The organism is Modestobacter marinus (assembly GCF_019799945.1).
In the GTDB taxonomy this organism is placed as follows: Bacteria; Actinomycetota; Actinomycetes; order Mycobacteriales; family Geodermatophilaceae; genus Modestobacter; species Modestobacter marinus_B.
This window is the reverse complement of sequence record NZ_JABGCH010000019.1, coordinates 24990-47973: the sequence shown is the minus strand read 5'-3', so window position 1 is coordinate 47973 and position 22984 is coordinate 24990. Positions and strand designations below refer to the sequence as shown.

Here is a 22984-nt window from a genome sequence, read left to right as displayed (position 1 = left end):
GGTTCTCTGCGGCCGGGTTCTCCCAGGCCGGGTTCGCGCAGGCCGGGTCACAGCGGGACGGCGAGCCCCTCGGGGCTCGGCTGCCGCAGCGCCTCGGCGATGTCGGCGCGCATCGGGGCGAGGCCGGCGCCGGCGAGGACGACGTCCCGGGCGAAGGTGTGCCACCGGGAGGACCGGCGGATCATCGAGTGGCCGCCCGCGATGGTGAAGCGGGCGACGCGGGCGCCGGCCCGGCGGGCGCGCACGGCGAAGTCCGCGGACAGCTGGGGCGGCACCCAGCGGTCGCCGCGGCCGTGCAGGATCGCGACGGTCTGACCGCGCAGGTGCATCACCGGCTCGGCGGGTGGGGTCCAGGGGGCGAGCGCGCAGACGGCGGTCACCGACCGCTCGCCCCCGGCCCGGAGCACGGCGCGCCCACCCATGGAGTGGCCGACCAGGACGATCGGCACGTCGGTGCCGTGCTCGTCGCGCAGTCGCTCGATCGCCCAGCGGACGTCCTGGTAGGCGTCGGCGGCCTCGCCGTTCCAGCCGGCCACCCGGTAGCGCAGCAGCCCGGTCGCGATGCCCAGGTCGGCGGTGGTGCGGTGGACGAACTGCTCGAACGCGCGCATCCGGACGAGGCTGAGGGCCTGTTCGCGGGGTGGTTCGAGGCTGGCGACGGTGCCGCCGTGGCAGAACAGCGCGATGCCACGGGTCTCGCCGTGCGCGCGACTCTGCTCGAGCGACTGGGCGTGCGGTGGCTGGCCGGGATCGGGGGTGTCGGGGTCGGGCGGGAGCTGGGGGTCCACGTCGTCCTCTGAGGTCACGGCGTCTGCTGGGCCACGGCTCTGCTGGGTCACGGCGTCTGTTCGGTGAGGGCTCTGCTGGGTGAGGGCTCTGCTGGGTGAGGGCTCAGCTGGGTCAGGACCGGCCGGTGGGGTGGACCCTGCCATCCCAGCGGCCGGCCCGTCGCCGGGGGATCATCGTCGACGGCGGTCGCCGCGCAGCCGGGACCGGGCGCGGTCGCCGAGCTCGCCCGCCTTGAGCAGGCCGTTGCTCACCGAGGACGGCCCGTTGCGGCGTTCGAGCGCATGGCCGACCCGGCGCAGCAGCCCGGTCGCGAGGGGGACGAGGAAGGTCAGCAAGACCCAGGTCCGGAATCGGCGGGTGAGGAAGAGCCACATGTCTCGCCGTTGCCCCAGGAGCGGCCGGCCCAACCGGCGGGGGAGCAGGACCGGGGGTGCGCCGGGAAACACGTGCACTCTCGCGACGGCGGTGGGGCCCGTTCCGATCGGTCCTGGCGACGGCGCTCCCCGATTCAGAAGGGCGGGTCGTCCGGCGTGGGTTCGTTCGGTGGGCGCCCAACGCCCGGTCGTGCCTCGAACCCGAGCGGCGTCTCGGACCCGAGCGGCGCGAGGTCGTCGTCGGCGCCCGCCCGCGGTGGGTGCGTGACCAGCACCTGACCGGTCGGCGTCGTCCACTCCAGTCCTCCGTCGGCTGCGGCGCGCAGCCGCCAGCCCGGCGCCTGGTGGCTGAGCCGGTGGTGGTGCCGGCACAGGCAGCAGAGGTTCTCCGCGCTGGTCGGCCCGGCCGGCCAGGGGACCGTGTGGTCGAGGTCGCAGCGCCGCGGCAGGGCGCGGCAGCCGGGGAACCGGCAGCGCCGGTCGCGCAGCCGGACGAACCGGTCCAGCGGCACCGACGGCCGGTACCCCGGGGTCTCCGGTGGGGGACCGAGCGCCTGCCCGGCGCGCAGTCCCGCCGCGTCGGTGAGCGCGAGCAGCTGTCCGCGCAGCTCGTCGACCAGCGCGATCTCCGGTCGGCCGACGAGCGCCGTGCCCCGCACGGTGCGGACGCCGAGCAGCTGCCCGAGGGCCCGCGCGTCCCCCGGACCGGTGGCGCGGTCGGCGGGCCCCTCGGGCGGCCCGTCCCCCGCCGGCGGCCCGTCCCCCTCCGGACGACCGTCCGCTCCACGTAGAACCGGGGCAGCGCCCTCCGGCGGGGGCAGCAGTCCCAGGCTGTACGCCAGCTCCCGGACCATCTCCGCCGGCACCGGCTCGCCGTCGACCTCACCCGGCTCGTCGCCGCCCAGCAGTGTGCGGACGGTGGCGACCACGGTCATCCGGGCCTGCACCGGGGCCAGTCCGTGCTCTCCGGGGCGCAGCACGAGGTCGACCAGGCAGTCGGTCATGCGCTGCGCCTTCGTCCGCTCGTCGCCCTCGGTCGCCGCCGCCTCGGCGTACTGCTCCAGCGCGTTCCGCATCGCGCGGGCCACCGGCAGCGGCAGGATCGCGGCGAACGTCGCCATGCCGTCGTCGCCGGGGTGCACGACGACCCGGCGGTCACGGATCGCCTCGGCCACCCGGCGGCCGATCGCCGCCGCGTCCAGGCGCTGCACCACCCGGCGGGCGGCGGCACGCAGCTGTGCCGGGGTCTTGCCGGCCACCCGGCGCAGCAGCCGCTGCTCGGCGACCTGCTGGACCTCCTCGGACAGCGGGGCGACCAGCTCGATGAGCACCCGTGCGTGGGTCCACGTCAGAGTGCCGGCGTCGAGTGCGGCGAGGGTGTCGGGCAACCGGTCGACCAGGTTCAGGGACTCGGCCAGCAGCCGGCCGGCCGCGCTCCCGCTGATCCCGAGCGCCACGGCCACCTCGTCGACCGCCCACTCGCTCACCGGGACGAGCACCTCCGGCCGGGCGGCCCGGGTCGCCGCGGCGGCCGCGCCGACCTCGTGGTCGGGACGGTCCAGCGACGCCGGCCGCGACCGGGCGAACGTCGCCAGGGAGCGGGCCTGCTGCCCCTGCTGCCGGCCGATCTCTGCCTGCGCCTCCCGGACCTCCGCCAGGGTGGCGATGCCCTCCTCGAACGCGGCCCCCACGGCGGCCAGCCCGGCCTCGGCGCGGGCCTGCGCCTCCGCAGCCGCCGTCCACTCGTCGACGAGCCGCTGGAGCTCCTGCTCGAGGCGCGACTCGGCGTCGCGGGTCAGCGCGGACAGCAGTTCGAACATGCGTTCGATTCTATCCGCTGGGCGGTGTCCTGACCAGCGGAGACGGCACCTGTGGAAAGCGACCCGGCTTGTGGACGAGCCCGGCCGTACGGGGGGCCGACCACGAGATCGTCCACACGTGACCTCACGCGACGGCAGGCACCCCAGGGCTCCGCGGCATGGCTCGGTCACCCGCGGACGGCGACACTCACCGCGGGAAGTCGGGCTCGTTGCGCGGCACCACGAAGACCTCGGGCACGAAACTGGTGTCCGGCATCGTGACCATGGTGAGCACCATCCGGGCGACGTCGGTCGGCGGCATCATCCGGTGCCCGGGGATGCCCCAGCGCTCCATCATGGGCGTGTCCATGGCGGCCGGGACGATGCTGTGCACCCGGGCCGGGAACGGGACCTCCACCCCGTCGGACCCGACCGTGGCCTTCTCCCGCAGCTCCCGCTGGATGCACCGGGTCGCGCTGCGGAACGCCGCCTTGGAGCTGTTGTAGGCGATGGCCCCGCTGCCCGAGGTGACCGCGGACAGCGAGGTCACGTGCACGACGTCGGCCAGGGTGCCCGCCGGACGGTGCTGCACCCGCTTGAGGAACTCGCTGGTCAGGAACACCGGCCCCTCGCAGTTGACCGCGTGCACCTGCCGGTAGTCGGCCAGGTCGATGTCCACGACGTAGCCCGGACGGTCGATCCCGGCGACGTTGACGAGCAGGTCGAAGCGATCGCCGTGCCGCTCGAACAGGTCGGCGACCACCCGCTTGCGGGCGTCGTCGTCGGTGACGTCGAGCTCCAGCACCTCGGCACTGCCGCCGGCGGCCTCGATCTCCTTGCGGGTGCTCTCGGCACCGGCGGCGTCCACGTCACCCAGGGCCACCGTCGCACCGGCGGCAGCCAGTGTCGCCGCCACCGCGCGGCCCAGCCCGCTCGCCGCCCCGGTCACCAGTGCGACCCGTCCCGTCAGCTCGTCGGTGCTCATCTGCTCCCTGTCCTCGTCGGCGCCGGGCCCGACACCCGGTCCCGCCACCTTGGCGCAGGTGATCGACTTCCGCAGGGCGGAGGAGCCCCCAGCTGGTCAGCCCTCGGTCGGTGTCGCGCGACCGAACTACAGTGGGGCCATGTTCTTCTCCCGCGCGAAGACCCAGCCGGTCACCGCGGAGGACGCCCTGACCGGCCGCCAGGCCCCGCTCTACAGCGTCCCCGAGGTGCACGCGGTCAACGGCAACCGCATCCAGCCGCCGTTCCCCGAGGGCATGCAGACCGCCGTGTTCGGCGCCGGGTGCTTTTGGGGCGTCGAGAAGGTCTTCTGGGAGACCCCGGGCGTCTACTCCACGGCGGCCGGCTACGCCGGCGGTCACACGCCGAACCCCACCTACGAGGAGGTGTGCACGGCCCGCACCGGGCACACCGAGGTGGTGCTGGTGGTCTTCGACCCGGCCGTCATCTCCTACGAGCAGCTGCTCAAGGTGTTCTGGGAGGACCACGACCCGACCCAGGGCATGCGGCAGGGCAACGACATCGGCACCCAGTACCGCTCGGCGATCTACTACGCGACGCCAGAGCAGGAGGTCGCGGCCCGGGCCACCCGCGACGCGTACCAGGAGCGGCTCCGCGCCGCCGGGTACGGGGACATCACCACCGAGATCGCCCCGCTCGGCGACTTCTACTACGCCGAGGACTACCACCAGCAGTACCTCTACAAGGTCCCCAACGGCTATTGCCCGGTGCACTCCACCGGCGTCAGCTGCCCGGTCGGACTGGGCGTGCAGAGCACGGACTGAGCACTCGGGGCGGGACCCTGGAGGGTGGCCGATGCCCATGACCGTTGACCTCTTCGTCCAGCTCCGCCGCGAGCCGGACGTCGAGGCACCGGACCTGGTGGCCGTCGACGCCACTGACCGGCTGCTCCTCGACGAGGCGGCGGCCGGGATCGCCGCGCACCCGGAGGGCGTCGTCCTCGTGGAGGACTCGCACGGCGCCCTCACCCTCGGCGCCGTCGCCCTGCACGGCGCCGCGCGGCCGCGGGTGCACCAGGACGCCCTGCTCGGTGAGCTCGCGCTGGCCGCCAACGCCGACCGGGTGGGGCTGGCCGGGTCGTACCGGTCGCTCGACCTCGGCCCGGAGCTGGTGCAGGGCGCCACGACCGTGCTGGTCAAGGCGCCCAAGAGCCTCGACGCGCTCCGCGAGGTCGCCGAGGTGGTCGCCGCGGACGCCGACCCAGGTGTGACCCTGCTGGTGGGCGGGCGGGTCAAGCACATGACCCATGCGATGAACGATGTGCTCCGGGACTCCTTCACCGACGTGCACGCCACCCTGGCCCGGCAGAAGTCCCGGGTGCTGGTCGCCCGCGGGCCCCGGCCGGGTGACCGCTCGTTCCCGCGCTGCCGCGAGCACGCCGACCTCGGGCTCACCGTCTGCGCCCACGGTGCCGCCTTCGCCGGGACGAAGGTCGACCGCGGCACCCGGGCCCTGCTCGCGGTGCTGCCCGGAGCGGTCCCGGAGGCGGCGACGGCCCTGGACCTCGGCTGCGGGACCGGCCTCCTCGCCGCGGCCCTCGCCCGGGCACGCCCGGCGCTGCACGTCACCGCCGCCGACCAGTCGGCCGCCGCCGTGGCGTCGGCACGGGCCACCGCCGCGGTGAACGGGCTGGTGGAGCGGATGCACGTCGTCCGGGACGACGCCGCCACGAGCCTCCCCGCCGGGAGCGTCGACCTGGTCGTCTGCAACCCGCCGTTCCACCTGGGGACGACGGTCGCCGACACGGCCGCCGACCGGCTGTTCACCGGAGCCGCGCGGGTGCTGCGCCCGGGGGGCGAGCTGTGGTGCGTCTACAACAGCCACCTGCCGCACCGCCGGGCGCTGCAGCGGATGGTCGGCCCCACCCGCCAGGTGACCCGCGACCCTACGTTCACCGTCATCGCCTCCACGCGCCGCTGACCCCTTCCGCCTCCCAGCCGGTCCGAGGACCCTCAGGGGGCATGACGACGACCTCAGCGCCCCCGCTCCCCGCCCTGTCCGACCGGCTGTTCGCCGCCGTGGTCGGCGGTTACGAGATCGCCGCGGTCGCCCTCGGCCACCGGCTCGGCTGGTACCGCTCGCTGGCCGACCACGGGCCGGCGACCGCCGCGGAACTGGCCGAGCGCACCCGCACCGACGCCCGCTACGCGCGTGAGTGGCTCGAGCAGCAGGCCGTCACGGGCTACCTCGACGTCGACGACCGGGCCGCCGCCCCCGACGACCGCCGCTTCTCCCTGCCGCCCGAGCACCGCGCCGTGCTGGTCGACGAGCTCGACCCCGAGTACCTGATGCCGCTGGCCGACATCACCGTTGCGTTCATGCGCTTCGTGCCGCACCTGACCGAGGTCTACCGCGGTACGCGCACGCTGTCCTGGGAGGAACTGGGGGACGACGTCCGGGACGCCCAGGCAGCCGCCAACCGGCCCTTCCTCCTCGGCCCGTTCGTCGACGACCTGCTCCCCGCGGTGCCCGGGGTGGACGACGCGCTGCGCGCCGGCGGGCGGGTCGCCGACGTCGGCTGCGGCTACGGGTGGAGCTCGATCGCCATCGGCCGGCGCTGGCCCGGGTGCCGCGTCGACGGGTTCGACGTCGACCTGCCCTCGGTCCAGCGCGCGCACCGCAACGCGGAGGAGGCGGGGGTCGCCGACCGGGTCACCTTCCGCACGGACGACGTCCGGGAGATGGAGCCCGAGGCCGCGTACGACCTGGTGGTCGCCGTCGAGTGCGTGCACGACATGCCCGAGCCGGTCGGCGTGCTCGCCGGGATGCGGCGGATGGTCCGGCCCGGCGGCACGGTGCTGGTCCTCGACGAGGCGGTGGCCGAGGAGTTCACCGTCCCCGGGGACGACGCCGAGCGGCTGTTCTACGGCTACAGCTTGCTCTGCTGTCTGGCCGACGGTCGGTCCTCGGGGCCGTCGGCGGCGACCGGCGCGGTGATGCGCCCGGACACCCTGCGCCGCTACGCGCGGGACGCCGGCTTCGCCGACGTGGAGGTGCTCCCCCTGGACGCCGGCTTCTTCCGCGTCTACCGGCTGGTGAGCTGACGGCAGCAGCGGGCCCCGCTGGCGGGGGCAGCGGGGCCTTCGTCAGTGGCCTGAGCCGCCGCGGGAGGCGACCGGGGGCAGCGTCGACCAGGGGAAGTCGATCCAGGCCTCGGTCCGCTTCCAGACGTAGTCGCACCGCACCACCGAGCGGGGCTTCTCGTAGACCACCGCGGTGCGGACGTCGGAGACGTGCCCGCTGCAGAAGTCCACGACCAGCTCGAGGGTCTTCCCGGTGTCGGCGACGTCGTCGGCGATCAGCACCCGGGAGCCGGTCAGGTCGACGGCGTCCAGCGTCGGGGGCAGCACGACCGGCAGCTCCAGCCGCTGGTCGACGCCGGTGTAGAACTCGACGTTCATCACGAAGAGGTTCTTCACGTCCAGCGCGTAGCCCAGCGCCCCGCCGAGGAACAGCCCGCCCCGCGCGATCGACAGGATGAGGTCGGCCTCAAACCCGTCGTCGGCGACCTGCTGGGCCAGTTCGCGCGCCGCGCGACCGAAGTCCTCGTAGGTCAGCGTCTCCCGCTGCTCGCTCACGCCGCCGATCTCAGCAGAGAGCCGGTGCCGGCGGGACCCCGGGGTGCCTCAGGAGCCCCGGTAGGTCGAGTAGGCGAACGGGGAGAGCAGCAGGGGCACGTGGTGGTGCTCCGCCGGCTCGCGGACGGCGAAGGTGAGCACCACCTCCGGCCAGAACGTCTCCGCGCCCTGCGTACGCGCCCACGCCGCGGTCGCGAAGACCAACCGGTGCGCGCCGACGGCGGTCGGGTGCTCGGTCAGCCGGCAGCGGCCGTCGGCGTCCGTGGTCCCGGAGGCGACGACGCCGTCCGGGCCGAGCAGCTGCACCGACATCCCGGCCGCCGGTCGACCGGCCACCGCGTCCAGCACGTGCGTCGAGACGCTCATCGTGTCCTCCGATCCGTTCCGGGCTCGTTCCGCGCGCGTCGTGGTCACGGCGCGCCGTTCTGGACCAGCCGGCGCACCCGCAGGCCGGTGATCTGGGCCAGCTCCTCGACCACCTCGGCGCGCTCGGTCGCGACGTCGTTGGTCAGCCGGCGCCGCAGCTCGGCGAGCATCTCCTCCGCCGACCGGCCCGCGGCACGGATCAGGAACACGTGGTGGAACCGCTGCTCGTAGGCCCGATTCCCCTCGATGAAGGCCGCCCGCACCCGGGCGGCGACCGCGTCCATCCCGCTCTGCTCGCGCCGGGAGGCCACCGCCTCGGTGGAGGGACCCTCGACCCGGTCGCCGATCCGGGGGTGCGCGCTCAGCGCCACGGCCACCTCGTCCCACGGGAGGACGCGGGTCACCTGCTCGGCGCGCGCCACCAGCGAGTCGACGTCCGGGTACGGGCGGCCCACCGCCAGCTCGGTCGCGAACCTGGGTGCCGCGTTGATGGCCTGCAGGACCTCCTCGACCCGCTCGACCGGCTCGGTGTTGAACCGTACGAGGGCTGCGGGGACGTCGGCGTCGGGCACGCAGCAGAGGATGCCAGGCGCGGACGACGTTCGAGGGGGGACTCGGCGGGTCGACGGGACACGGGCGGTCGGAGGCACGGCGGGACGCGCCGATGGACGGGTCACCGTATGATCGCGGCGGGTGAGTGCCGCGCTCCGGCACACCGCCTCGACTCGCGACACGCCGGTGTTGCCTCGCACCATGGGTCGCGCCTGTGCAACCGCACTGGTCAGCTGCGTGTCACCCGATGGTGTGACGGGGAAGGTGAGGGGCGGTTGCCCGCCCCGGGCTCGGGTGATCGAGAATGCGACGAGCTCGCTGATTTCTACGTCCCTCAGAGAGGCCCCGTGTCCGTGATCGGTGATCACCATCCGCGCTCCCTTCAGCGCGGCCAGGTGTGCGCCGGCGGCGGTCAGCGCGGACGGCGCGGGCACGCCCACGGGGCCGTCGTCGTGACCGGCCGGGAGCAGCTCCTCGACGCGGCCATCCCCTTCCTGGAGTCGGGGATCCGCGCCGGCGACCTGGTCGTGCTCGCCTGCGGCGAGGAGACGGCAGCGCCGCTGCGCTCCGCCCTCGGCACCCGGGACGCGCTGCTCAGCGAGCCGCGGATCGCGCTGCGTGGTGCCCGGGCCCCCGACGCGTTCGGCCTCACCCGCCGGCTGCTCGACCGGGCCGCCGCGTCCGGTTCCGGCCGGCTGCGCATCCTGGGGATCCCGGAGTTCGGTCCGGAGCCGATCAGCTGGCGCGAGGGACAGCGGTACGAGTCGGCGGCCAACACGATCCTGCGCGACGCGCCGCTCTCGGCCTTGTGCGTGTACGACGCCGACGTGCTGCCTGCGCCCGTGGTGGCCAGCGCCTGCGTGACGCACCCGTACCTCCTCGCCCACAGCGACCTCGCCGACAACCCGGAGTACCGGCCGCCACGCCGCTACCTGGCCGAGCTGCCGGTGCCCCGCGAGCCGGTCGAGGAAGGCGCCCCGGTCTTCGTGGTCGACGCCGTGGCGACGCTCGCCGACCTCCGCCACCAGCTCGGCGCCGTGCTCGCGCAGTGGGTGTCCGACCGGGACCGCCGCGAGGACCTGCACCTGGCGGTCAGCGAGATCGCGGCCAACGCCTTCCGGCACGGCACCCCACCGGTGTCGGCCCGCATCTGGGCCGAACCGGGCCGGATCGTGTGCACGATCAGCGATCAGGGCACCGCCCCCGTCGACCCGGTCGCCGGGTTCCAGCCGGCCCACGGCGAGGACCTCTCCCGCGGTGGCATGGGGCTGTGGCTGGCCCGGAAGCTCTGGGACCACGTCGACCTGCTGCACGGGCCCGACGGCTTCACCGTGCGGCTCAGCTCGCCGCTGAACTGAGCCCGGCGCCGGTCGCTCAGCCGATCTCGCGCACCACCCGGGCCGGGTTGCCGAGGGCCAGCACCCCCTCGGGCAGGTCCTTCGTCACCACCGCGCCCGCGCCGACGACGGTCCGGGCACCGACCGTGACGCCGGGGAGCACGATCACGCCTCCGCCGAACCAGACGTCGTCCCCGATGGTGATCGGCGCCGACCCCTCCCAGCCCTCCCGCCGGCGGCCGGCGTCGAGCGGGTGGGTGGCCGTCAGCAGCTGCACGTTCGGGCCGAACTGGACGAAGTCGCCGATGGTGATCCGCCCGACGTCCAGGAGCACCGCGCCCCAGTTGACGAACACGTTCGCGCCGACGTGGACGTTGTAGCCGTAGTCGCAGCGGAGGTCCGAGCGGATCGAGGTGTTCGGCCCGACCGACCCGAGCAGCTCGCCGAGGAGCTCACGCCGCGCGTCGGGGTCGAGCTCGGCGTTGTAGCGGGCGGTCAGCGCGGCGGCTCGCCGGCCGTCCGCGATGAGGTCGGGGTCGTTCGCCATGTACTCCTGGCCGGCCAGCATCCGGTCCTTCATCTCGCCCACGTCCGCACGGTAGGGGATGCCCGCTACCTCAGCCCTAAGGTGTCCGGCGTGACCGTGGTGCCCGCGGGTGGGGACGCCGTCGACCTGATCCTGCAGCAGTGGGCCCGGGAGCGCCCCGACCTGGACTGCTCGCCCATGGGCGTCATCGGGCGGGTCAGCCAGCTGCAGCGGGAGGTGTTCCTGGCGCAGCGGGCCACCTTCGCCCGGCACGGGCTGGACGCGCCGTCCTTCGACGTCCTCGCCGCACTGCGCCGGGCGGGGCCGCCCTACCAGCTCACCCCGACGGCGCTGATGCGCACGGCCCTGGTCACCTCGGGGGCGATCACCCAGCGGCTGGACCGGCTCGAGGAGAAGGGGCTGATCACCCGGTGCCGGAGCGAGGCCGACGGGCGCGCCGTCGTCGTCTCGCTGACCGACGCCGGCCGGACGGCGCTGGACCGCGCGCTGCCCGACCACCTGGAGACCGAGCGCGGCATGCTCGCCGGGCTCTCCGCGGCCGACCGCGAGCAGCTCGCCGGACTGTTGCGCCGCTGGCTGGTCTCGCTCGGACGCGTGCCGGACGCGACACCCGACCCGACCTGAGCCCGGAGGGTCAGCGGTGCTCGATGCCCGGCCGCATCGACTCGCTGGTCTGCTCCGGCGTCCCCTCCCGGCGGTCGATGATGGCGAACCGGCGCCACAGGCCGCTGACCTGCAGGGGTCGCGTGACGCCGCTGGTGCGGACGATCAGCGGCATCTCGATGCCCCGCGGCTCGGCCATCCGCTCCAGCTGGACCAGCGTCGAGACGCCGGCGGAGTTCATGTAGTCGACCTCGCACAGGTCCAGCTCCACCCGGCGCAGCTGGTGGGAGGTGAGCATGAGGTCGGTCATCGCCCGTACCAGAGGACGGCGGGCCTCCTCGGTGAGCTCGCCGACGACGCGGATCTCCGCGCTGTTGCCGTCCCGCGCCGTGGTGACCGTGATCTCGGGCGCGCTACCCGAGGGCTCCGGGGCGTCGTTGCCTGCCGTGCGCTCCTGCATGGCTGTCGGGTTCCCGGACGGCGGCCGGTTCATGCCCGGCCGGTCGTTGCATCTTCATCCAACCCGAGGCGAGCCGGGGCGCTCCTCCGACCGGTCGAGCAGCAGCAGGGCGTAGGCCGCCAGCGAGGGGCCGTCGGTGAACCGCCCCTCGCGCACCATCACCCGCAGCTCGGCCTCGGTCACGAACGCGTGTCGCATGTCGGCCTCGGTGACCTCGCGCGCGGTCGGGCCCGGCGTGAGCCCGGTGGCCAGCCACACGTCGAACTGCTGGGTGGACAGGCCCGGGGCCAGGTCCAGGTGCCCGAGGTGTCGCAGCCCGGCGGCCCGCAGGCCGGTCTCCTCGGCGAGCTCCGCGCGGGCGAGCTGCTCCGCGGTGCCGTCGTCCCCGGCCGTCCAGGTGCCCTGGGGGAACTCCCACGCCCGCCTGCCCAGCGGATGGCGGAACTGCTCGACCAGCCAGAAGCCGTCGCGCTCGGCCGGCACCACCAGGCCGAAGTGCGGCTTCTCGACGACGCCGTAGACGCCGGTCGACCCGTCCGCGCGGACGACGGCGTCCTCCCGTACGCGGATCCAGGGGTTCCGGTAGACCTCTCGGCTGCTCGTCGTCCGCACGCGGCCCAGACTGGCAGACGACGCGAGCGAGGAGGACGCCGATGACCCAGCGCAAGCCGACCGGGATGACGTTCGAGACGTGGGTCGAGCAGCGGATCCGGCGGGCCCGCGACGACGGCGCCTTCGAGGGCCTGTCGCTGGCGGGCAAGCCGCTGCCCCGCCTCGACCGGGAGAAGAGCAGCTTCGAGTGGGCGCTGGAGTGGGCCGCCCGCGAGGAGGCCGACGTCACCGCGATGCTGCCGACCGGCCTGGCCCTGCGGAAGGAGCGGGAGGAGCTGCCGGCGCTGATCGCCCGGCAGACCTCGGAGATCGCCGTCCGGGCGCTCGTGGAGGCGCACAACGCCCGGGTCGACCAGTACTACCGCCGGCCGGTCGAGGGCGTCTGGGTGCCGGTCGGGATGGCCGACGTCGAGGAGATGGTGGCCCGGTGGCGGGAGGACCGGCCGGCTCCACCCGCCGTCGCCGCGCCACCGCCGGCGCCCTCCGTCGCCCGCCGGCGGTGGTGGGCGCGACGCCGGGCGGGGGAGTCCTGATGCGCTTCGTCCTCGAGGTCGACCTGGAGGCCCTGTCCGCGGAGACCCGCGCCGCCGAGCTGGGCCGGATCCTGCGGTACTGGGGCGGCGCGATGAAGCAGGTGGAGCTCACCGCCGGCGCGACCCAGACGCTCTACGACAGCGACTACAAGGAGGTCGGCGCCTGGCGCGTCGAGCAGAGCTGACGAAGCGGGAGCACAGTGGGACTCTCCGTTCCTGCTGCGCACCGGGAGGCCCACGTGTCCGAGAACATGCCCGACGCCGCCGACGCGTCCGAGCTGATCGCGTCCACCACCGGCCAGGCCGATCCCGGTGAGGGCGAGGAGTTGGACGGGGTCGCCGACGTGGAGGACGACACGGAGGGTGGCGCGGTCACCGCGACCCCGGACGCCTGATCCGGGCGCGCCGGAGCGGTCAGTCGTCCCCGTCGGGCCCGTCGTCCTCGGCGCCTGCGGCGTCCCCGTCGCGCTCGGCACGCTCCGCCTGCTGGTGTGCGGCCAGCTCGCGGGTGGCCATGCCGCCCTCGCCGCCCTCGTCGTGCTGCCCGGGGTGCAGGTTCGGTTCGTCGGTCCGGTGCGCTGGCTCGCTCATGCCCCGAGCCTGCCGATCTCCGGTCCTTCGCGCAGGGCGAACGCCGCCGCCGGTTCGCGACCCCCTGCCCGGGTAGGCCGACCGGGACCGATCCACCCCCGGACAGGAGGTCCTGATGACCGAGACGCCAGGAACCGACCGCGACGAGGCCCGGGAGAACGTCCTGCACGAGACGCCGCTCGTCCCGGAGTCGGTGGAGGACACCGACGACGACCCGCGCAGCACCGACGACCCGGCCAACCGCGGAGACGACGGGGCGACCGGCGACAGTGTCAAGCCGCAAACCGGGAGCACCGACCTGGGAACCTGAGGTCCGGACGCTCGTGCTTTGAGTCGCCGGGGAACTCAGAGCACGAGCGTGCGGGACCCACTCAGAGCAGGTCGAGCTCGTTGAACGCCGCGCCGCCGGAGAGCAGCGCGTAGCCCGGGCCGCGGTCGAAGAACGGCTGCACCGCGGGGCGGTCGGCGCGCCTCGCGGCCCGCAGCGCCTCGGTCGCGCCCTCGTCGGCCGCGCCGTCCGCGTCGAGCACCACGCCGTAGTCGTCCCGGGCGCCGGCCACGCTCACCTTGCGCCAGGCGATGTCGCGCAGCACCTCGGCGACCGGGCGGTCCAGCGGGTCGCCCCAGCCGCCGCCGCCCGTCGTCCGCACCCGCACCACCGTGCCGGCCCGCAGCGGCTCGGCGTCGGTCAGCGCGTCGACCTCGTGCTCGTCCGGCCCGCCCGGGTCGACCGTGATCGAGAACGGCCGCCCGGCCCGGCCACCGTCGACCCCCCAGCAGGACAGGATCGAGCGGTCGGCGATCGACATGAAGTGCGCGTCGCGCAGCACCCGGATGTGCTTCTCGTAGCCGCATCCGCCGCGGTACCGGCCGGGGCCGCCGGAGTCGACCGCCAGCCCCAGTCGCTCGACGCGCAGCGGGAACCGGGACTCGGTGAACTCGGTGGGCAGGTTCCGGGAGTCCGGGACGACGTGGATGGTGTCCTCGCCGTCGGCGTAGTACCGCCCGCCCGAGCCGCCGCCCAGCACCTCGCGCATCAGGTACGCCTCGCCGTTCGCGTCCGTGCCGTAGACGCCGGTGTAACGGATGGTCTCCTGGTCGGCGGGCATCCGGCCGCCGGTGGCCTTGGCCAGCACACCGGCGAGCACGCCGAGCAGCCGCAGGATCACGAACGTGCGGGCGTTGGTCGGCGCCGGGAAGACCGGGGTGAGGAGCGTGCCCTTCTCCGGGAACCGCATCTCGATCAGCGGGACGACGCCCTCGTTGACGTCCAGCTGTGCCATCCGCTCGGGCGTCTCGGCGAGGTTCCGCAGGATCGGGGCGAGCCACTTCTTCAGGAAGTTGCCGTCGGCGTAGTCCCCGCAGTGGTTGATCGGGCCCTTGGCCTGCGGTCCGGTGCCGGTGAAGTCGATGACCAGCGGCACGTCCGCTGCCGAGTCCATGGTCAGCGTGATCCGCTGGCGGTGCAGCATCGGCGGGTCGACGCCGTCGTGCTCGGCGTAGTCCTCCCACACGTAGGTGCCGTCCGGGATCTGCGACAGGACCTCCCGCCGGTAGACCTCGGTGGAGGTGGCCAGGATCGTCTCGAAGCAGGCCTCGACCGCCTCGACGCCGTACCGGTCGAACAGTTCGCCCAGCCGCCGCGCCCCGGCCAGGCAGGCCGAGCACTCCGCGTCCAGGTCCGCGGCCAGCGAGTCGGGCATCCGCGAGTTGCGGGTCATGATCGCCAGCGCCGCCTCGTTGCGGACGCCGCGGTCCCACAGCTTGATCGGCGGGACCATCAGCCCCTCCTCGAACACGCTGGTCGCGGCGGAGGGCATCGAGCCGGGAACGGCGCCGCCGATGTCGTCGTGGTGGCCGAACGCCTGCACGAAAGCGACCACGGTCGGGGAACCCTCGACGTCGGCGAACACCGGCACGGTCACGCAGAGGTCGGGCAGGTGCCCGATCCCGCCCTCGGAGAGGTAGACGTCGTTGTGGAAGAAGACGTCGCCGGGGTGCATCGTCGCGATCGGGTGGTCCCGGACGACGGGATGGACGAGCGCCGAGTAGGAGCGGCCGGTGAGCTTGCGCAGCCGCCGGTCGTGGATGCCGGCCCGGAAGTCGTGCGCGTCGCGGATCATCGGCGACCGGGAGGTGCGGCCGATCGACGTCTCGACCTCCTTCTCGATCGCGGCCAGCGTGCCGGCGACGATCTCGACGAGCACCGGGTCCGATGAGGGGCGGAAGTGGCCACTTTCGCCCCTCATCGGGCGGCCTCCTTGGTGAGCAGCAGGTTGCCGTAGCGGTCCACGGTCGCGGCGAACCCCGGGTGGACGGGCACGGTCGCGCCGAACTCCTCGATCACCGCGGGGCCGACGACGACGTCGCCCGGGGCCAGGCCGGGCCGCGCGTGCACCGGTGTCTCCACCCAGTCGTCGAAGAACACCGGCCGGGTGCCGGTGACGGACCGGTTCACCCCGCCGTCGCGGGCGGGCAGCTCGACGACGTCGGGACGGCGGATCGGCCCGATCCCGCTCACCCGCAGGTTCACCCACTCGACGGCCTGCCGCGGGTCGGTCGCGAAGTCGTAGCCGTAGAGCCGGCGGTGCGCGACGTGGAAGGCGGTGACGACGTCGTCCAGCACGGCCCGGTCTGGCTCGCCGTCCCCGACCGGCACCCGCACCTCGAACGCCTGCCCGACGTACCGCAGGTCGGCGCTGCGCTGCAGCCGCTGCTCGGCCCGCGCGAAGCCCTCCTCGTCCAGCGCCGCCGCGGCCCGCTCCTCGAGCGCGGCGAACGTGGTCGCGACGGCGGCCGGCTCCAGCTGGGCGTGCCGGGACACCATCGTCTGCACGTAGTCGTTGCGGACGTCGACGGTGAGCAGCCCGAAGGCGCTCACGTTGCCCGGGTTCGGCGGCACGAGGGTGCGCGGGAGCCCGAGGACGTCCATCAACCGGCAGGCCAGCAGCGAGCCGGAGCCGCCGAAGGTGGTCAGCGTGAAGTCCCGGACGTCCAGGCCGCGGGCGACGGTCACCTGGCGCAGCGCGTTGGCCTGGTTCCAGGCGGAGATCTCCAGGATGCCGGTCGCCGTGCGCTCCAGGCCCAGGCCGAGGTCCTTGCCGAGCCGGGTGAGCCCGTCGCGGGCGGCGTCCACCGAGAGTGGGATCTCCCCGCCGAGCAGGTGCGGCGGGATCCGGCCGAGGACGACGTGGGCGTCGGTGACCGTGGGGTCCGAGCCGCCTGCCGGGTAACAGATCGGTCCCGGGTCGGCGCCGGCCGACTGCGGGCCGACCTTGAGCGTGCCCTCGGGCGAGATCCAGGCGATCGAGCCGCCGCCCGCCCCGACCGTGACCACGTCGATCATCGGGATCTTCGACGGGTACCGGCCGACCGAGCCCTCCGTGGTCAGCGTCGGTTCCCCGTCGACCACCACGGTCACGTCGGTGGAGGTGCCGCCCCCGTCGCAGGTGAGCACCCGGTCGAAGCCCGCGGTGCCCGCGATCAGGGCCGCGCCGAGCGCGCCGGCGGCGGGGCCGGACAGCATCGTGGTGATCGGCTGGTGGACCACCTCGGCCGCGGAGAGCACGCCGCCGTTGCTCTTCATCACGTAGAACGGCACGCCGGGGGCGATCTCGTCCAGCCGTCGGCGGATGTTGCCGACGTAGGCCGACACCCGGGGCTTCACCGCGGCGTCGACCAGGGTGGTGACCGACCGCTCGTACTCGCGGTACTCCCGCAGCACCTGCGAGCTGATGCTCACCACGGCGTCCGGGTGCTCCTCCCGCAGCACCTCGAGCATGCGGAGCTCGTGCGCGTCGTCGGCGTAGGAGTGCAGGAAGCAGACGCCGATCGTGGTGATCCCGGCGTCCCGGAAGAAGCGGGCCGCCGCGCGGGCGTCGTCGACGTCGAAGGGGCGGACCTCGGCACCGGTGACGTCGAGCCGGCCGCGGACGGTGCGGACCAGGTCGGCGGGCACGATCCGCGGTGGCTTGACCCAGAAGTAGCTGTTCCCGTACCCGTCGGGCACCGACTGGCGGGCGATCTCCAGCACCGACTCGTAGCCCTCGGTGGTGATGAACCCGAGCCGGTCGAGCTTGCCCTCCAGCAGCTGGTTCGTGGCCACCGTGGTCCCGTGGCTGACCGCGGTGACCGCGTCCCCGCCCAGCCCGAGCTCGCCGAGGACCCGGCGCACGCCGGTCAGGAACCCGTCGGCCGGGTCGGCGGGCGTCGACGGGGTCTTGGTGGTGGCGACCTCACCGGTCTCCTCGTCGACCGCGACGACGTCGGTGAACGTGCCCCCGGTGTCGATGCCGATCCGGACCCGGCGGCCGCTCATGCGCGGGAACCTTAGCGATGAGACACCGGTGCCGGATAGGTTCGCGCCACCCCGACCCGGAGGAGGAGCCGTGACCGACCGGCCCCGCGCGACGCTGACCAGCACGGTCCTCGGCTGCACCGACCCGCGGGCGCTGGGCCGGTTCTACGCCGAGCTGCTCGGCTGGCCGATCGGGACCGACGACCCTGAGTGGGTCACGCTGCGGTCGGGCGGCCCGGGGCTGTCCTTCCAGCTCGAGCCCGACCACGTGCCGCCCGCCTGGCCGCAGGGGCCGGGAGGCCAGCAGATGCAGGCCCACCTCGACATCCGGGTCGACGACCTCGAGGCGGCCGGCGCGTTCGCCCGGTCACTCGGCGCCACCCTGGCGGCGTTCCAGCCGCAGGAGCACGTCCGGGTGCACCTGGACCCCGCCGGGCACCCCTTCTGCCTCTACGTCGAGGACTGAGCGCCCGCGCCGGCCGATGCCGTGCGGGTTGCCCGGCCGGGAGTCGAACGCGACCGGCAGCCAGCGAGCAGCGAGACGGCGGCCGCGGTGAACGGCTCACTCCGGGTGATCGTCCGGCCGTCCGGCCAGCCGCCGGGACCGGGCGACGGCCAGCTCGTCGAGGCCGCTGACCCCGTCGGTGCGGTGCTGGTCGGCCTGGTCGTCGATCCAGCGGGCATGGGTCTCCCACGCCGACTGCTTCGAGGTGCCGAGGGCCCGGCCGATCGCCGTCCAGGAGGCCCCGGCGGCGCGGGCGGTCCGGACGGTGAGCTGCCGGCCGTAGCTGGCCTTGCGGGCGATCACCTCGCCGAGGGCCAGCAGCTCGAGGGTCTCCTCCCGCGTGAGCCCGGCTACCGGCGTGTCGTCGTCGGGGTCGGTCGCGAGGGCCTCACGGGTGCGGAGTTCCTCGAACCGGGCCACCGCCGTGCGCAGCGTGAGCCGGGTGTCCAGGTCGTCGGGGCCGGTCATGACCCCAGGTTTGCGTCAGGTCACCCTGACGTCAAGGTGCCCTGCCGCCGATCCTGCCGCCGACCGCAGCGGATCGGCCCGTCAGTCGACCAGTGTCCGGAGGATCCGGGCCAGGGCGGCCCGGTCCTCGGCGGAGAGGCGGGCGAACAGCTCCTCGGAGTCGGCGGCGCGGGCGGCGTCGACCTCGTGCTGCACCCGGCGTCCCTCGGGCGTGGGCCGCAGGAGCACGGCCCGCCGGTCCGCGGGATCGGCGGACCGCTCGACGAGCCCGCGCTCCTGCAGCCCGTCGGCCACCTCGGTGGCCGACCGCGGGGCGATCCGCAGCACGTCGGCGAGCTCGGACAGCCGCACGCCGTCGTGCATGCACACCACGCGCAGCGCCCGGGCCTGGTGCGGGGACAGGTCCCAGGGGGCGAGCGTCGCGTGCCAGCGGCGGCGCTGCGTGCGCGCGAAGCGCATCAGCAGGTCACCGAGCCCCGCGGTCCCCTCCTCGTCGCGCATGCCGCGAATCGTAGCCGCGCCTGCGAGGTTCCCTCATGGTGAGGTAGCCTCAGCAAACTGCTCCCAGAGAGAGGGTGGTCGCCGTCGACGACACCATGTACCCCGGCCGCGGCGGCGGGCGCCCCGGTGGGCGGCCCGACCCGGCCGACCGGGCCCAGCTGGACCGCTCGCCCGTGCGGTGGAGCCGGGTCGCCGGGCTCTTCCGCCCCTACCGCTGGCAGCTGGCCGTCGTGGTCGCGCTCATCGTGGCCAGCTCCGCGATCGCGCTGGCCTCGCCGTTCCTCATCCGGCTGGTCATCGACGAGGCGCTGCCCCGCCAGGACGTCGCGCTGCTCGCCTGGGCCGTGGCCGGCATGGTCGCGGTCGCCGCAGTCACCTCCGTCCTCGGCGTCGTCCAGACCTGGCTGTCCACGACCGTCGGCCAGCACGTCATGCACGGCCTGCGCACGTCGGTCTTCGCCCACCTGCAGCGGCAGTCGCTGGGCTTCTTCACCCGCACCCGGGGCGGGGAGGTCCAGTCGCGGCTCACCAACGACATCGGCGGCATGCAGTCGGTGGTCACCACCACCGCCACCTCGTTCGCGAGCAACGCGACCACGGTCATCGGGACGGCGGTCGCCATGGCCGCGATGAGCTGGCGGCTGTCGCTGCTGTCCCTCGTCCTCCTCCCGCCGGCGATCTGGCTCACCCGGCGGGTGGCGCGGATGCGCCGGACCATCACCGCGCAGCGCCAGCGGCACCTGGCCGACCTGCACTCCCAGGTCGAGGAGGGGCTCAGCGTGAGCGGCGTGCTGCTCGGCAAGACGCTCGGGGCGGGCCCCGCCCAGTCGCGGCGCTTCGCCGACACCTCCGACGTCCTCGTCGGTCTCGAGGTGCGGTCCCAGCTGGCCGGCCGCTGGCGGATGGCGACGATGAGCATCCTCTTCGCCGCCATCCCCGCGCTGATCTACCTCGCCGCCGGGCTGCCGGCGACCTCCGGCGGCATGACGATCGGCACGCTGGTCGCCTTCACCGCGCTGCAGGGCAACCTGTTCCGCCCGTTGATGGGCCTGCTCGACATCGGCGTCTCGCTGACCAGCTCGATGGCGCTGTTCAGCCGGGTGTTCGAGTACCTCGACCTGCCCGTGGACATCGACGACCCGGCGCACCCCGTTCCGCTGGACCCGGCCCGGGTGCGCGGCGAGGTCCGGTTCGAGCACGTCGGCTTCCGCTATCCGGGCGGGCACCGGGACGCGCTGGAGGACGTCGACCTCGCCGTCCCCGCCGGCGCGACCCTGGCGCTGGTGGGCGAGACCGGGTCGGGCAAGAGCACGCTGGCCTCCCTGGTGGCGCGGCTCAACGACCCGACCACGGGGCGGGTGACGGTCGACGGCATCGACGTCCGGGACGTCACCCTCGCCGACCTGGCCCGGACCGTCGGCGTGGTGTCGCAGGAGACCTACCTGCTGCACGGCACCGTGCGGGAGAACCTGCGGCACGCCCGGCCCGACGCCACCGACGAGGAGATGGTGGCCGCCGCCCGCCGGGCCCAGGTGCACGACCTGATCACCGCCCTGCCCGACGGCTACGACACGGTCGTCGGCGCGCGCGGGCACCGGTTCTCCGGCGGGGAGAAGCAGCGGCTGGCGATCGCCCGCACGCTGCTGCGGGACCCGCGGGTGCTCGTGCTCGACGAGGCGACCAGCGCGCTGGACAACAGCACCGAACGGGCGGTGCAGGAGGCGCTGGACGAGGCCAGCCGGGGCCGGACGACGATCACCATCGCGCACCGGCTGTCCACCGTGCGGCACGCCGACCTGATCGCCGTCCTGGCCGGCGGGCGGGTGGTCGAGCTGGGCACGCACGAGGAGCTGCTGGCGCTGGGCGGCCGGTACGCCCGGCTGGCCGGGGCGGCGGAGCGGGACGCCGTCCTGACCGGCTGACCCGGGGTCCACCGCGGTCCTCAGGTCGCGGGGACCGGCCCCGGCGTGGTCATACTCCCGTGGTGGCGGAGCACGGGGGCGGGCTGTCGGCGGCCGTCGTCCGGTCCACCCGCGCCCTGGTCTGCGTGGTCGACGCCGACGGCCGCATCGTGCTGGCGAACCCGGCGCTGGAGCGCTTCACCGGGATCCCCGCCGCGGAGCTGCGCGGGCGGGTCTTCCACGACGTCTACGTGGCACCCGAGCACGTGCTGCTGGCGCAGGACGCGGTCGCCCGCGCGATCGAGACCGGCGTGGCCCACCCGCAGGAGGGGGACTGGCTGGCCGCCGGCGGGGTGCGGCGGCGGATCGCCATGCAGAACGACGTCCTGCTCGACGAGGGCGGCCAGCCCTGCGCGATCGTGTGCGTGGGCCTCGACGTCACCGAGGAGCGCGAGCGGGAGGCGCGGCTGCGCACCCGGGCGCAGACCGACCTGCTCACCGGGCTGCCCAACCGCAGCGCCCTGTTCGAGGCGCTGGGCTCCGCCCTCGACCCGGCCGCGAGCGCCGGCTGCGCGCTGCTGTTCTGCGACCTGGACCGGTTCAAGGAGGTCAACGACCGGCACGGCCACGCCGTCGGTGACCAGCTGCTCGTCGAGGTGGCGACCCGGCTGGCCGGTCTCGCCGGAACCGGGGACCTGGTCGCCCGGCTCGGCGGTGACGAGTTCGTGGTGCTCAGCTGCGACGGCGGGCCGTGGCAGCTGGCCGGGCTGGCTGAGGCGGTCGTCGACCGGTTCCGGGTGCCCTTCCACGGGCCCGACGGCGACCTGGCGATCGGTGTCAGCGTCGGCACCGCCGTCGGGCGTCCCGGTGAGGCGCCGGACGCGGTGATCTCCCGGGCCGACCGGGCGATGTACGGCGCCAAGTCGCGCCGGTGGCGGAGCGAGCCGCGGGACGACTGAGTGACGACCGCCGCAGCGCGAAGCGGGATGGTCGCCGCCTGCAGCCGCCTTGTCCCTGGCATGGACCTGTTCTCCCCTGTTCGGCTCGGTGACCTGCAGCTCGCCAACCGTGTCGTGATGGCCCCGCTGACGCGCATGCGTGCGGGCGCCTCCGGCGTCCCCAACGACCTCGTGGTCGAGCACTACGCCCAGCGGGCCGGCATCGGCCTGATCGTCACCGAGGGCACCTACCCCCGGTTCGAGTCCCAGGCGTTCGTCGGCCAGCCCGGCATCGTGACCGACGAGCAGGCCGAGGGCTGGCGGCTCGTCGCCGAGGCGGTGCACGCCCGCGGCGGCCGGATCGTGATGCAGGTGATGCACGGCGGCCGGGTCACCCACCCCGACGTCAACGGCGGCCGCCGGGTCGAGGCCCCCAGCGCCATCGCGATCAACGGTGCGGGCCACACCGAGAAGGGCAAGCAGCCCTATCCGGTGCCGCACGCGCTGACCACCGAGGAGGCCCGGGAGGTGCGCGACGACTTCGTCGCCGCCGCTGAGCGGGCGGTCGCCGCCGGCCTGGACGGCGTGGAGATCCACGGCGCCAACGGCTACCTGCTGCACGAGTTCCTGTCCCCGGCGTCCAACCAGCGCACCGACGAGTACGGCGGCTCCCCGGCGAACCGGGCCCGCTTCGTCGTCGAGGTCGTCACCGCGGTGGCCGAGGTGATCGGCGCCGGTCGGGTCGGCCTGCGGATCTCGCCGGAGCACGACATCCAGGACGCGGTGGAGACCGACCGGGACGACGTCCTTGCCACCTACGGCACCCTCCTCGACCAGCTGCGCCCGCTGGGCCTGGCCTACCTGTCGATCCTGCACCGGGAGCCGGACGGGGACCTGGTCCAGGAGCTGCGCCGCCGCTTCGCCGGCCCGCTGGTCGCCAACAGCGGCTTCGGCAGCGTCACCAGCCGGGCGGAGGCCGTGCAGCTGATCGAGGCCGCGCACGCCGACGCGGTCGCCGTCGGGCGCGCCGCGATCGCCAACCCGGATCTGGTGGAGCGGTGGCGGGGCGAGCACCCGGAGAACGAGCCGAACGCGGCGCTGTTCTACGCCAGCGGCGCCGAGGGCTACACCGACTACCCGTTCCTGGTGGCCAGCCAGAGCTGAAGAAGGACTCCCTTGCCCCCCTGGAAGGACCCCGTCCTCCCCACCC

28 protein-coding genes are annotated in these 22984 nt (G+C 74.4%); 13 read left to right on the top strand and 15 right to left on the bottom strand.

The genetic code is table 11. From position 1 onward, the window contains the following. Window positions 1-47: 47 nt before the first annotated feature. The 4 genes from HK417_RS15850 to HK417_RS15835 form a co-directional block, all read right to left on the bottom strand. A complete protein-coding gene (locus tag HK417_RS15850) occupies window positions 48-806 on the bottom strand; it encodes an alpha/beta fold hydrolase (protein ID WP_308123625.1) in 759 nt (252 codons plus the stop codon). 153 nt (window positions 807-959) lie between these two features. Then, window positions 960-1241, bottom strand: coding sequence for a hypothetical protein (locus HK417_RS15845; RefSeq protein ID WP_261326914.1), 282 nt, complete (start codon window positions 1239-1241; stop codon window positions 960-962). Between the two features lie 56 nt (window positions 1242-1297). Further along, entirely contained in the window at window positions 1298-2983 is a 1686-nt protein-coding gene (locus HK417_RS15840) for an HNH endonuclease signature motif containing protein (RefSeq protein WP_222268164.1), read from the bottom strand. Window positions 2984-3170: 187 nt separating this feature from the next. Then, window positions 3171-3947: an SDR family NAD(P)-dependent oxidoreductase gene (locus tag HK417_RS15835; protein ID WP_222268162.1), complete on the bottom strand. Its 777-nt coding sequence runs from the start codon at window positions 3945-3947 to the stop codon at window positions 3171-3173. A 139-nt stretch (window positions 3948-4086) separates the two neighbouring features. Here HK417_RS15835 and msrA point away from each other — a divergent pair, with 139 nt between their 5' ends. From msrA to HK417_RS15820, 3 genes are read left to right on the top strand one after another with little or no spacing between them, the layout of a single operon-like run. After that, window positions 4087-4749 carry a peptide-methionine (S)-S-oxide reductase MsrA gene (gene msrA / locus HK417_RS15830; protein ID WP_222268160.1) on the top strand — a complete coding sequence of 221 codons (663 nt, stop codon included), beginning with the start codon at window positions 4087-4089 and terminating at the stop codon, window positions 4747-4749. Window positions 4750-4780: 31 nt separating this feature from the next. After that, the gene (locus HK417_RS15825; protein ID WP_261326912.1) at window positions 4781-5905 is read left to right on the top strand and encodes a class I SAM-dependent methyltransferase; all 1125 of its coding nucleotides are present in this window, start codon (window positions 4781-4783) and stop codon (window positions 5903-5905) included. 41 nt (window positions 5906-5946) lie between these two features. Beyond that, entirely contained in the window at window positions 5947-7029 is a 1083-nt protein-coding gene (locus HK417_RS15820; RefSeq protein WP_222268158.1) for an SAM-dependent methyltransferase, read from the top strand. Window positions 7030-7071: 42 nt separating this feature from the next. Here the strand turns inward: HK417_RS15820 and HK417_RS15815 are convergent, their stop codons facing one another. From HK417_RS15815 to uraD, 3 genes are read right to left on the bottom strand one after another with little or no spacing between them, the layout of a single operon-like run. Beyond that, window positions 7072-7563, bottom strand: coding sequence for a phosphoribosyltransferase (locus HK417_RS15815; protein WP_222268156.1), 492 nt, complete (start codon window positions 7561-7563; stop codon window positions 7072-7074). Between the two features lie 48 nt (window positions 7564-7611). Beyond that, complete coding sequence (gene uraH, locus HK417_RS15810) at window positions 7612-7929, bottom strand: hydroxyisourate hydrolase (RefSeq protein ID WP_222268154.1); 318 nt, start codon at window positions 7927-7929, stop codon at window positions 7612-7614. A gap of 44 nt (window positions 7930-7973) precedes the next feature. Further along, a complete protein-coding gene (uraD, locus tag HK417_RS15805) occupies window positions 7974-8501 on the bottom strand; it encodes a 2-oxo-4-hydroxy-4-carboxy-5-ureidoimidazoline decarboxylase (protein WP_222268152.1) in 528 nt (175 codons plus the stop codon). A gap of 327 nt (window positions 8502-8828) precedes the next feature. Between uraD and HK417_RS15800 the strand changes: the two genes are divergently transcribed. Beyond that, window positions 8829-9839, top strand: coding sequence for a sensor histidine kinase (locus tag HK417_RS15800; RefSeq protein WP_222268150.1), 1011 nt, complete (start codon window positions 8829-8831; stop codon window positions 9837-9839). A gap of 16 nt (window positions 9840-9855) precedes the next feature. Here HK417_RS15800 and HK417_RS15795 read toward each other — a convergent pair whose 3' ends face one another. Continuing rightward, the gene (locus tag HK417_RS15795) at window positions 9856-10398 is read right to left on the bottom strand and encodes a sugar O-acetyltransferase (protein ID WP_261326946.1); all 543 of its coding nucleotides are present in this window, start codon (window positions 10396-10398) and stop codon (window positions 9856-9858) included. Window positions 10399-10455: 57 nt separating this feature from the next. On the opposite strand from HK417_RS15795, the gene HK417_RS15790 reads away from it, so the two are divergent. After that, window positions 10456-10989, top strand: coding sequence for a MarR family winged helix-turn-helix transcriptional regulator (locus HK417_RS15790; RefSeq protein ID WP_308123624.1), 534 nt, complete (start codon window positions 10456-10458; stop codon window positions 10987-10989). Window positions 10990-10999: 10 nt separating this feature from the next. Here the strand turns inward: HK417_RS15790 and HK417_RS15785 are convergent, their stop codons facing one another. Further along, window positions 11000-11428, bottom strand: a complete 429-nt coding sequence (locus HK417_RS15785) for an STAS domain-containing protein (RefSeq protein WP_222268145.1) — start codon at window positions 11426-11428, stop codon at window positions 11000-11002. A gap of 54 nt (window positions 11429-11482) precedes the next feature. Beyond that, complete coding sequence (locus tag HK417_RS15780; protein WP_222268143.1) at window positions 11483-12040, bottom strand: NUDIX domain-containing protein; 558 nt, start codon at window positions 12038-12040, stop codon at window positions 11483-11485. Between the two features lie 41 nt (window positions 12041-12081). On the opposite strand from HK417_RS15780, the gene HK417_RS15775 reads away from it, so the two are divergent. The 3 genes from HK417_RS15775 to HK417_RS15765 are packed head-to-tail and all read left to right on the top strand — an operon-like array spanning window position 12082 to window position 12968. Continuing rightward, window positions 12082-12573: a J-domain-containing protein gene (locus tag HK417_RS15775; RefSeq protein ID WP_222268141.1), complete on the top strand. Its 492-nt coding sequence runs from the start codon at window positions 12082-12084 to the stop codon at window positions 12571-12573. After that, window positions 12573-12758 (top strand): hypothetical protein, encoded by a 186-nt coding sequence (locus HK417_RS15770; protein ID WP_222268139.1) that lies wholly within the window; start codon window positions 12573-12575, stop codon window positions 12756-12758. Before HK417_RS15775 ends, HK417_RS15770 begins: the two co-directional genes overlap by 1 nt. A gap of 54 nt (window positions 12759-12812) precedes the next feature. Further along, on the top strand, window positions 12813-12968 hold the full coding sequence (locus HK417_RS15765) for a hypothetical protein (protein ID WP_222268137.1): 156 nt from the start codon (window positions 12813-12815) through the stop codon (window positions 12966-12968). Between the two features lie 19 nt (window positions 12969-12987). Here the strand turns inward: HK417_RS15765 and HK417_RS15760 are convergent, their stop codons facing one another. Next, window positions 12988-13164 (bottom strand): hypothetical protein, encoded by a 177-nt coding sequence (locus HK417_RS15760; protein ID WP_222268135.1) that lies wholly within the window; start codon window positions 13162-13164, stop codon window positions 12988-12990. Window positions 13165-13279: 115 nt separating this feature from the next. Between HK417_RS15760 and HK417_RS15755 the strand changes: the two genes are divergently transcribed. Next, window positions 13280-13474 carry a hypothetical protein gene (locus HK417_RS15755; RefSeq protein WP_222268133.1) on the top strand — a complete coding sequence of 65 codons (195 nt, stop codon included), beginning with the start codon at window positions 13280-13282 and terminating at the stop codon, window positions 13472-13474. A 61-nt stretch (window positions 13475-13535) separates the two neighbouring features. Here the strand turns inward: HK417_RS15755 and HK417_RS15750 are convergent, their stop codons facing one another. Continuing rightward, window positions 13536-15413: a hydantoinase B/oxoprolinase family protein gene (locus HK417_RS15750; RefSeq protein WP_222268131.1), complete on the bottom strand. Its 1878-nt coding sequence runs from the start codon at window positions 15411-15413 to the stop codon at window positions 13536-13538. After that, a complete protein-coding gene (locus HK417_RS15745; protein ID WP_222268129.1) occupies window positions 15410-17482 on the bottom strand; it encodes a hydantoinase/oxoprolinase family protein in 2073 nt (690 codons plus the stop codon). Before HK417_RS15745 ends, HK417_RS15750 begins: the two co-directional genes overlap by 4 nt. Window positions 17483-17552: 70 nt before the next feature. Here HK417_RS15745 and HK417_RS15740 point away from each other — a divergent pair, with 70 nt between their 5' ends. After that, a complete protein-coding gene (locus HK417_RS15740; RefSeq protein WP_222268127.1) occupies window positions 17553-17927 on the top strand; it encodes a VOC family protein in 375 nt (124 codons plus the stop codon). A 96-nt stretch (window positions 17928-18023) separates the two neighbouring features. Here HK417_RS15740 and HK417_RS15735 read toward each other — a convergent pair whose 3' ends face one another. After that, entirely contained in the window at window positions 18024-18434 is a 411-nt protein-coding gene (locus tag HK417_RS15735; RefSeq protein ID WP_222268125.1) for a hypothetical protein, read from the bottom strand. A gap of 81 nt (window positions 18435-18515) precedes the next feature. Further along, on the bottom strand, window positions 18516-18935 hold the full coding sequence (locus tag HK417_RS15730) for a MarR family winged helix-turn-helix transcriptional regulator (protein ID WP_222268123.1): 420 nt from the start codon (window positions 18933-18935) through the stop codon (window positions 18516-18518). A 74-nt stretch (window positions 18936-19009) separates the two neighbouring features. On the opposite strand from HK417_RS15730, the gene HK417_RS15725 reads away from it, so the two are divergent. The 3 genes from HK417_RS15725 to HK417_RS15715 all read left to right on the top strand — a co-directional run bounded on the left by HK417_RS15725 (window position 19010) and on the right by HK417_RS15715 (window position 22938). Continuing rightward, the gene (locus HK417_RS15725) at window positions 19010-20857 is read left to right on the top strand and encodes an ABC transporter ATP-binding protein (protein WP_308123623.1); all 1848 of its coding nucleotides are present in this window, start codon (window positions 19010-19012) and stop codon (window positions 20855-20857) included. Between the two features lie 62 nt (window positions 20858-20919). Further along, a complete protein-coding gene (locus HK417_RS15720) occupies window positions 20920-21795 on the top strand; it encodes a diguanylate cyclase domain-containing protein (protein ID WP_308123622.1) in 876 nt (291 codons plus the stop codon). After that, window positions 21796-22938 (top strand): alkene reductase, encoded by a 1143-nt coding sequence (locus HK417_RS15715; protein WP_308123621.1) that lies wholly within the window; start codon window positions 21796-21798, stop codon window positions 22936-22938. The last annotated feature ends 46 nt before the right edge of the window (window positions 22939-22984 follow it).

Excerpts from the sequence above, each read along its gene's own strand:
- HK417_RS15840 (WP_222268164.1), bottom strand. The coding sequence starts at position 2,983 with ATGTTCGAACTGCTGTCCGCGCTGACCCGCGACGCCGAGTCGCGCCTC.
- HK417_RS15835 (WP_222268162.1), bottom strand. The coding sequence starts at position 3,947 with ATGAGCACCGACGAGCTGACGGGACGGGTCGCACTGGTGACCGGGGCG.
- msrA (WP_222268160.1), top strand. The coding sequence starts at position 4,087 with ATGTTCTTCTCCCGCGCGAAGACCCAGCCGGTCACCGCGGAGGACGCC.
- HK417_RS15825 (WP_261326912.1), top strand. The coding sequence starts at position 4,781 with ATGCCCATGACCGTTGACCTCTTCGTCCAGCTCCGCCGCGAGCCGGAC.
- HK417_RS15820 (WP_222268158.1), top strand. The coding sequence starts at position 5,947 with ATGACGACGACCTCAGCGCCCCCGCTCCCCGCCCTGTCCGACCGGCTG.
- uraH (WP_222268154.1), bottom strand. The coding sequence starts at position 7,929 with ATGAGCGTCTCGACGCACGTGCTGGACGCGGTGGCCGGTCGACCGGCG.
- HK417_RS15795 (WP_261326946.1), bottom strand. The coding sequence starts at position 10,398 with ATGAAGGACCGGATGCTGGCCGGCCAGGAGTACATGGCGAACGACCCC.
- HK417_RS15785 (WP_222268145.1), bottom strand. The coding sequence starts at position 11,428 with ATGCAGGAGCGCACGGCAGGCAACGACGCCCCGGAGCCCTCGGGTAGC.
- HK417_RS15775 (WP_222268141.1), top strand. The coding sequence starts at position 12,082 with ATGACCCAGCGCAAGCCGACCGGGATGACGTTCGAGACGTGGGTCGAG.
- HK417_RS15770 (WP_222268139.1), top strand. The coding sequence starts at position 12,573 with ATGCGCTTCGTCCTCGAGGTCGACCTGGAGGCCCTGTCCGCGGAGACC.
- HK417_RS15760 (WP_222268135.1), bottom strand. The coding sequence starts at position 13,164 with ATGAGCGAGCCAGCGCACCGGACCGACGAACCGAACCTGCACCCCGGG.
- HK417_RS15755 (WP_222268133.1), top strand. The coding sequence starts at position 13,280 with ATGACCGAGACGCCAGGAACCGACCGCGACGAGGCCCGGGAGAACGTC.
- HK417_RS15750 (WP_222268131.1), bottom strand. The coding sequence starts at position 15,413 with ATGAGGGGCGAAAGTGGCCACTTCCGCCCCTCATCGGACCCGGTGCTC.
- HK417_RS15745 (WP_222268129.1), bottom strand. The coding sequence starts at position 17,482 with ATGAGCGGCCGCCGGGTCCGGATCGGCATCGACACCGGGGGCACGTTC.
- HK417_RS15735 (WP_222268125.1), bottom strand. The coding sequence starts at position 18,434 with ATGACCGGCCCCGACGACCTGGACACCCGGCTCACGCTGCGCACGGCG.
- HK417_RS15730 (WP_222268123.1), bottom strand. The coding sequence starts at position 18,935 with ATGCGCGACGAGGAGGGGACCGCGGGGCTCGGTGACCTGCTGATGCGC.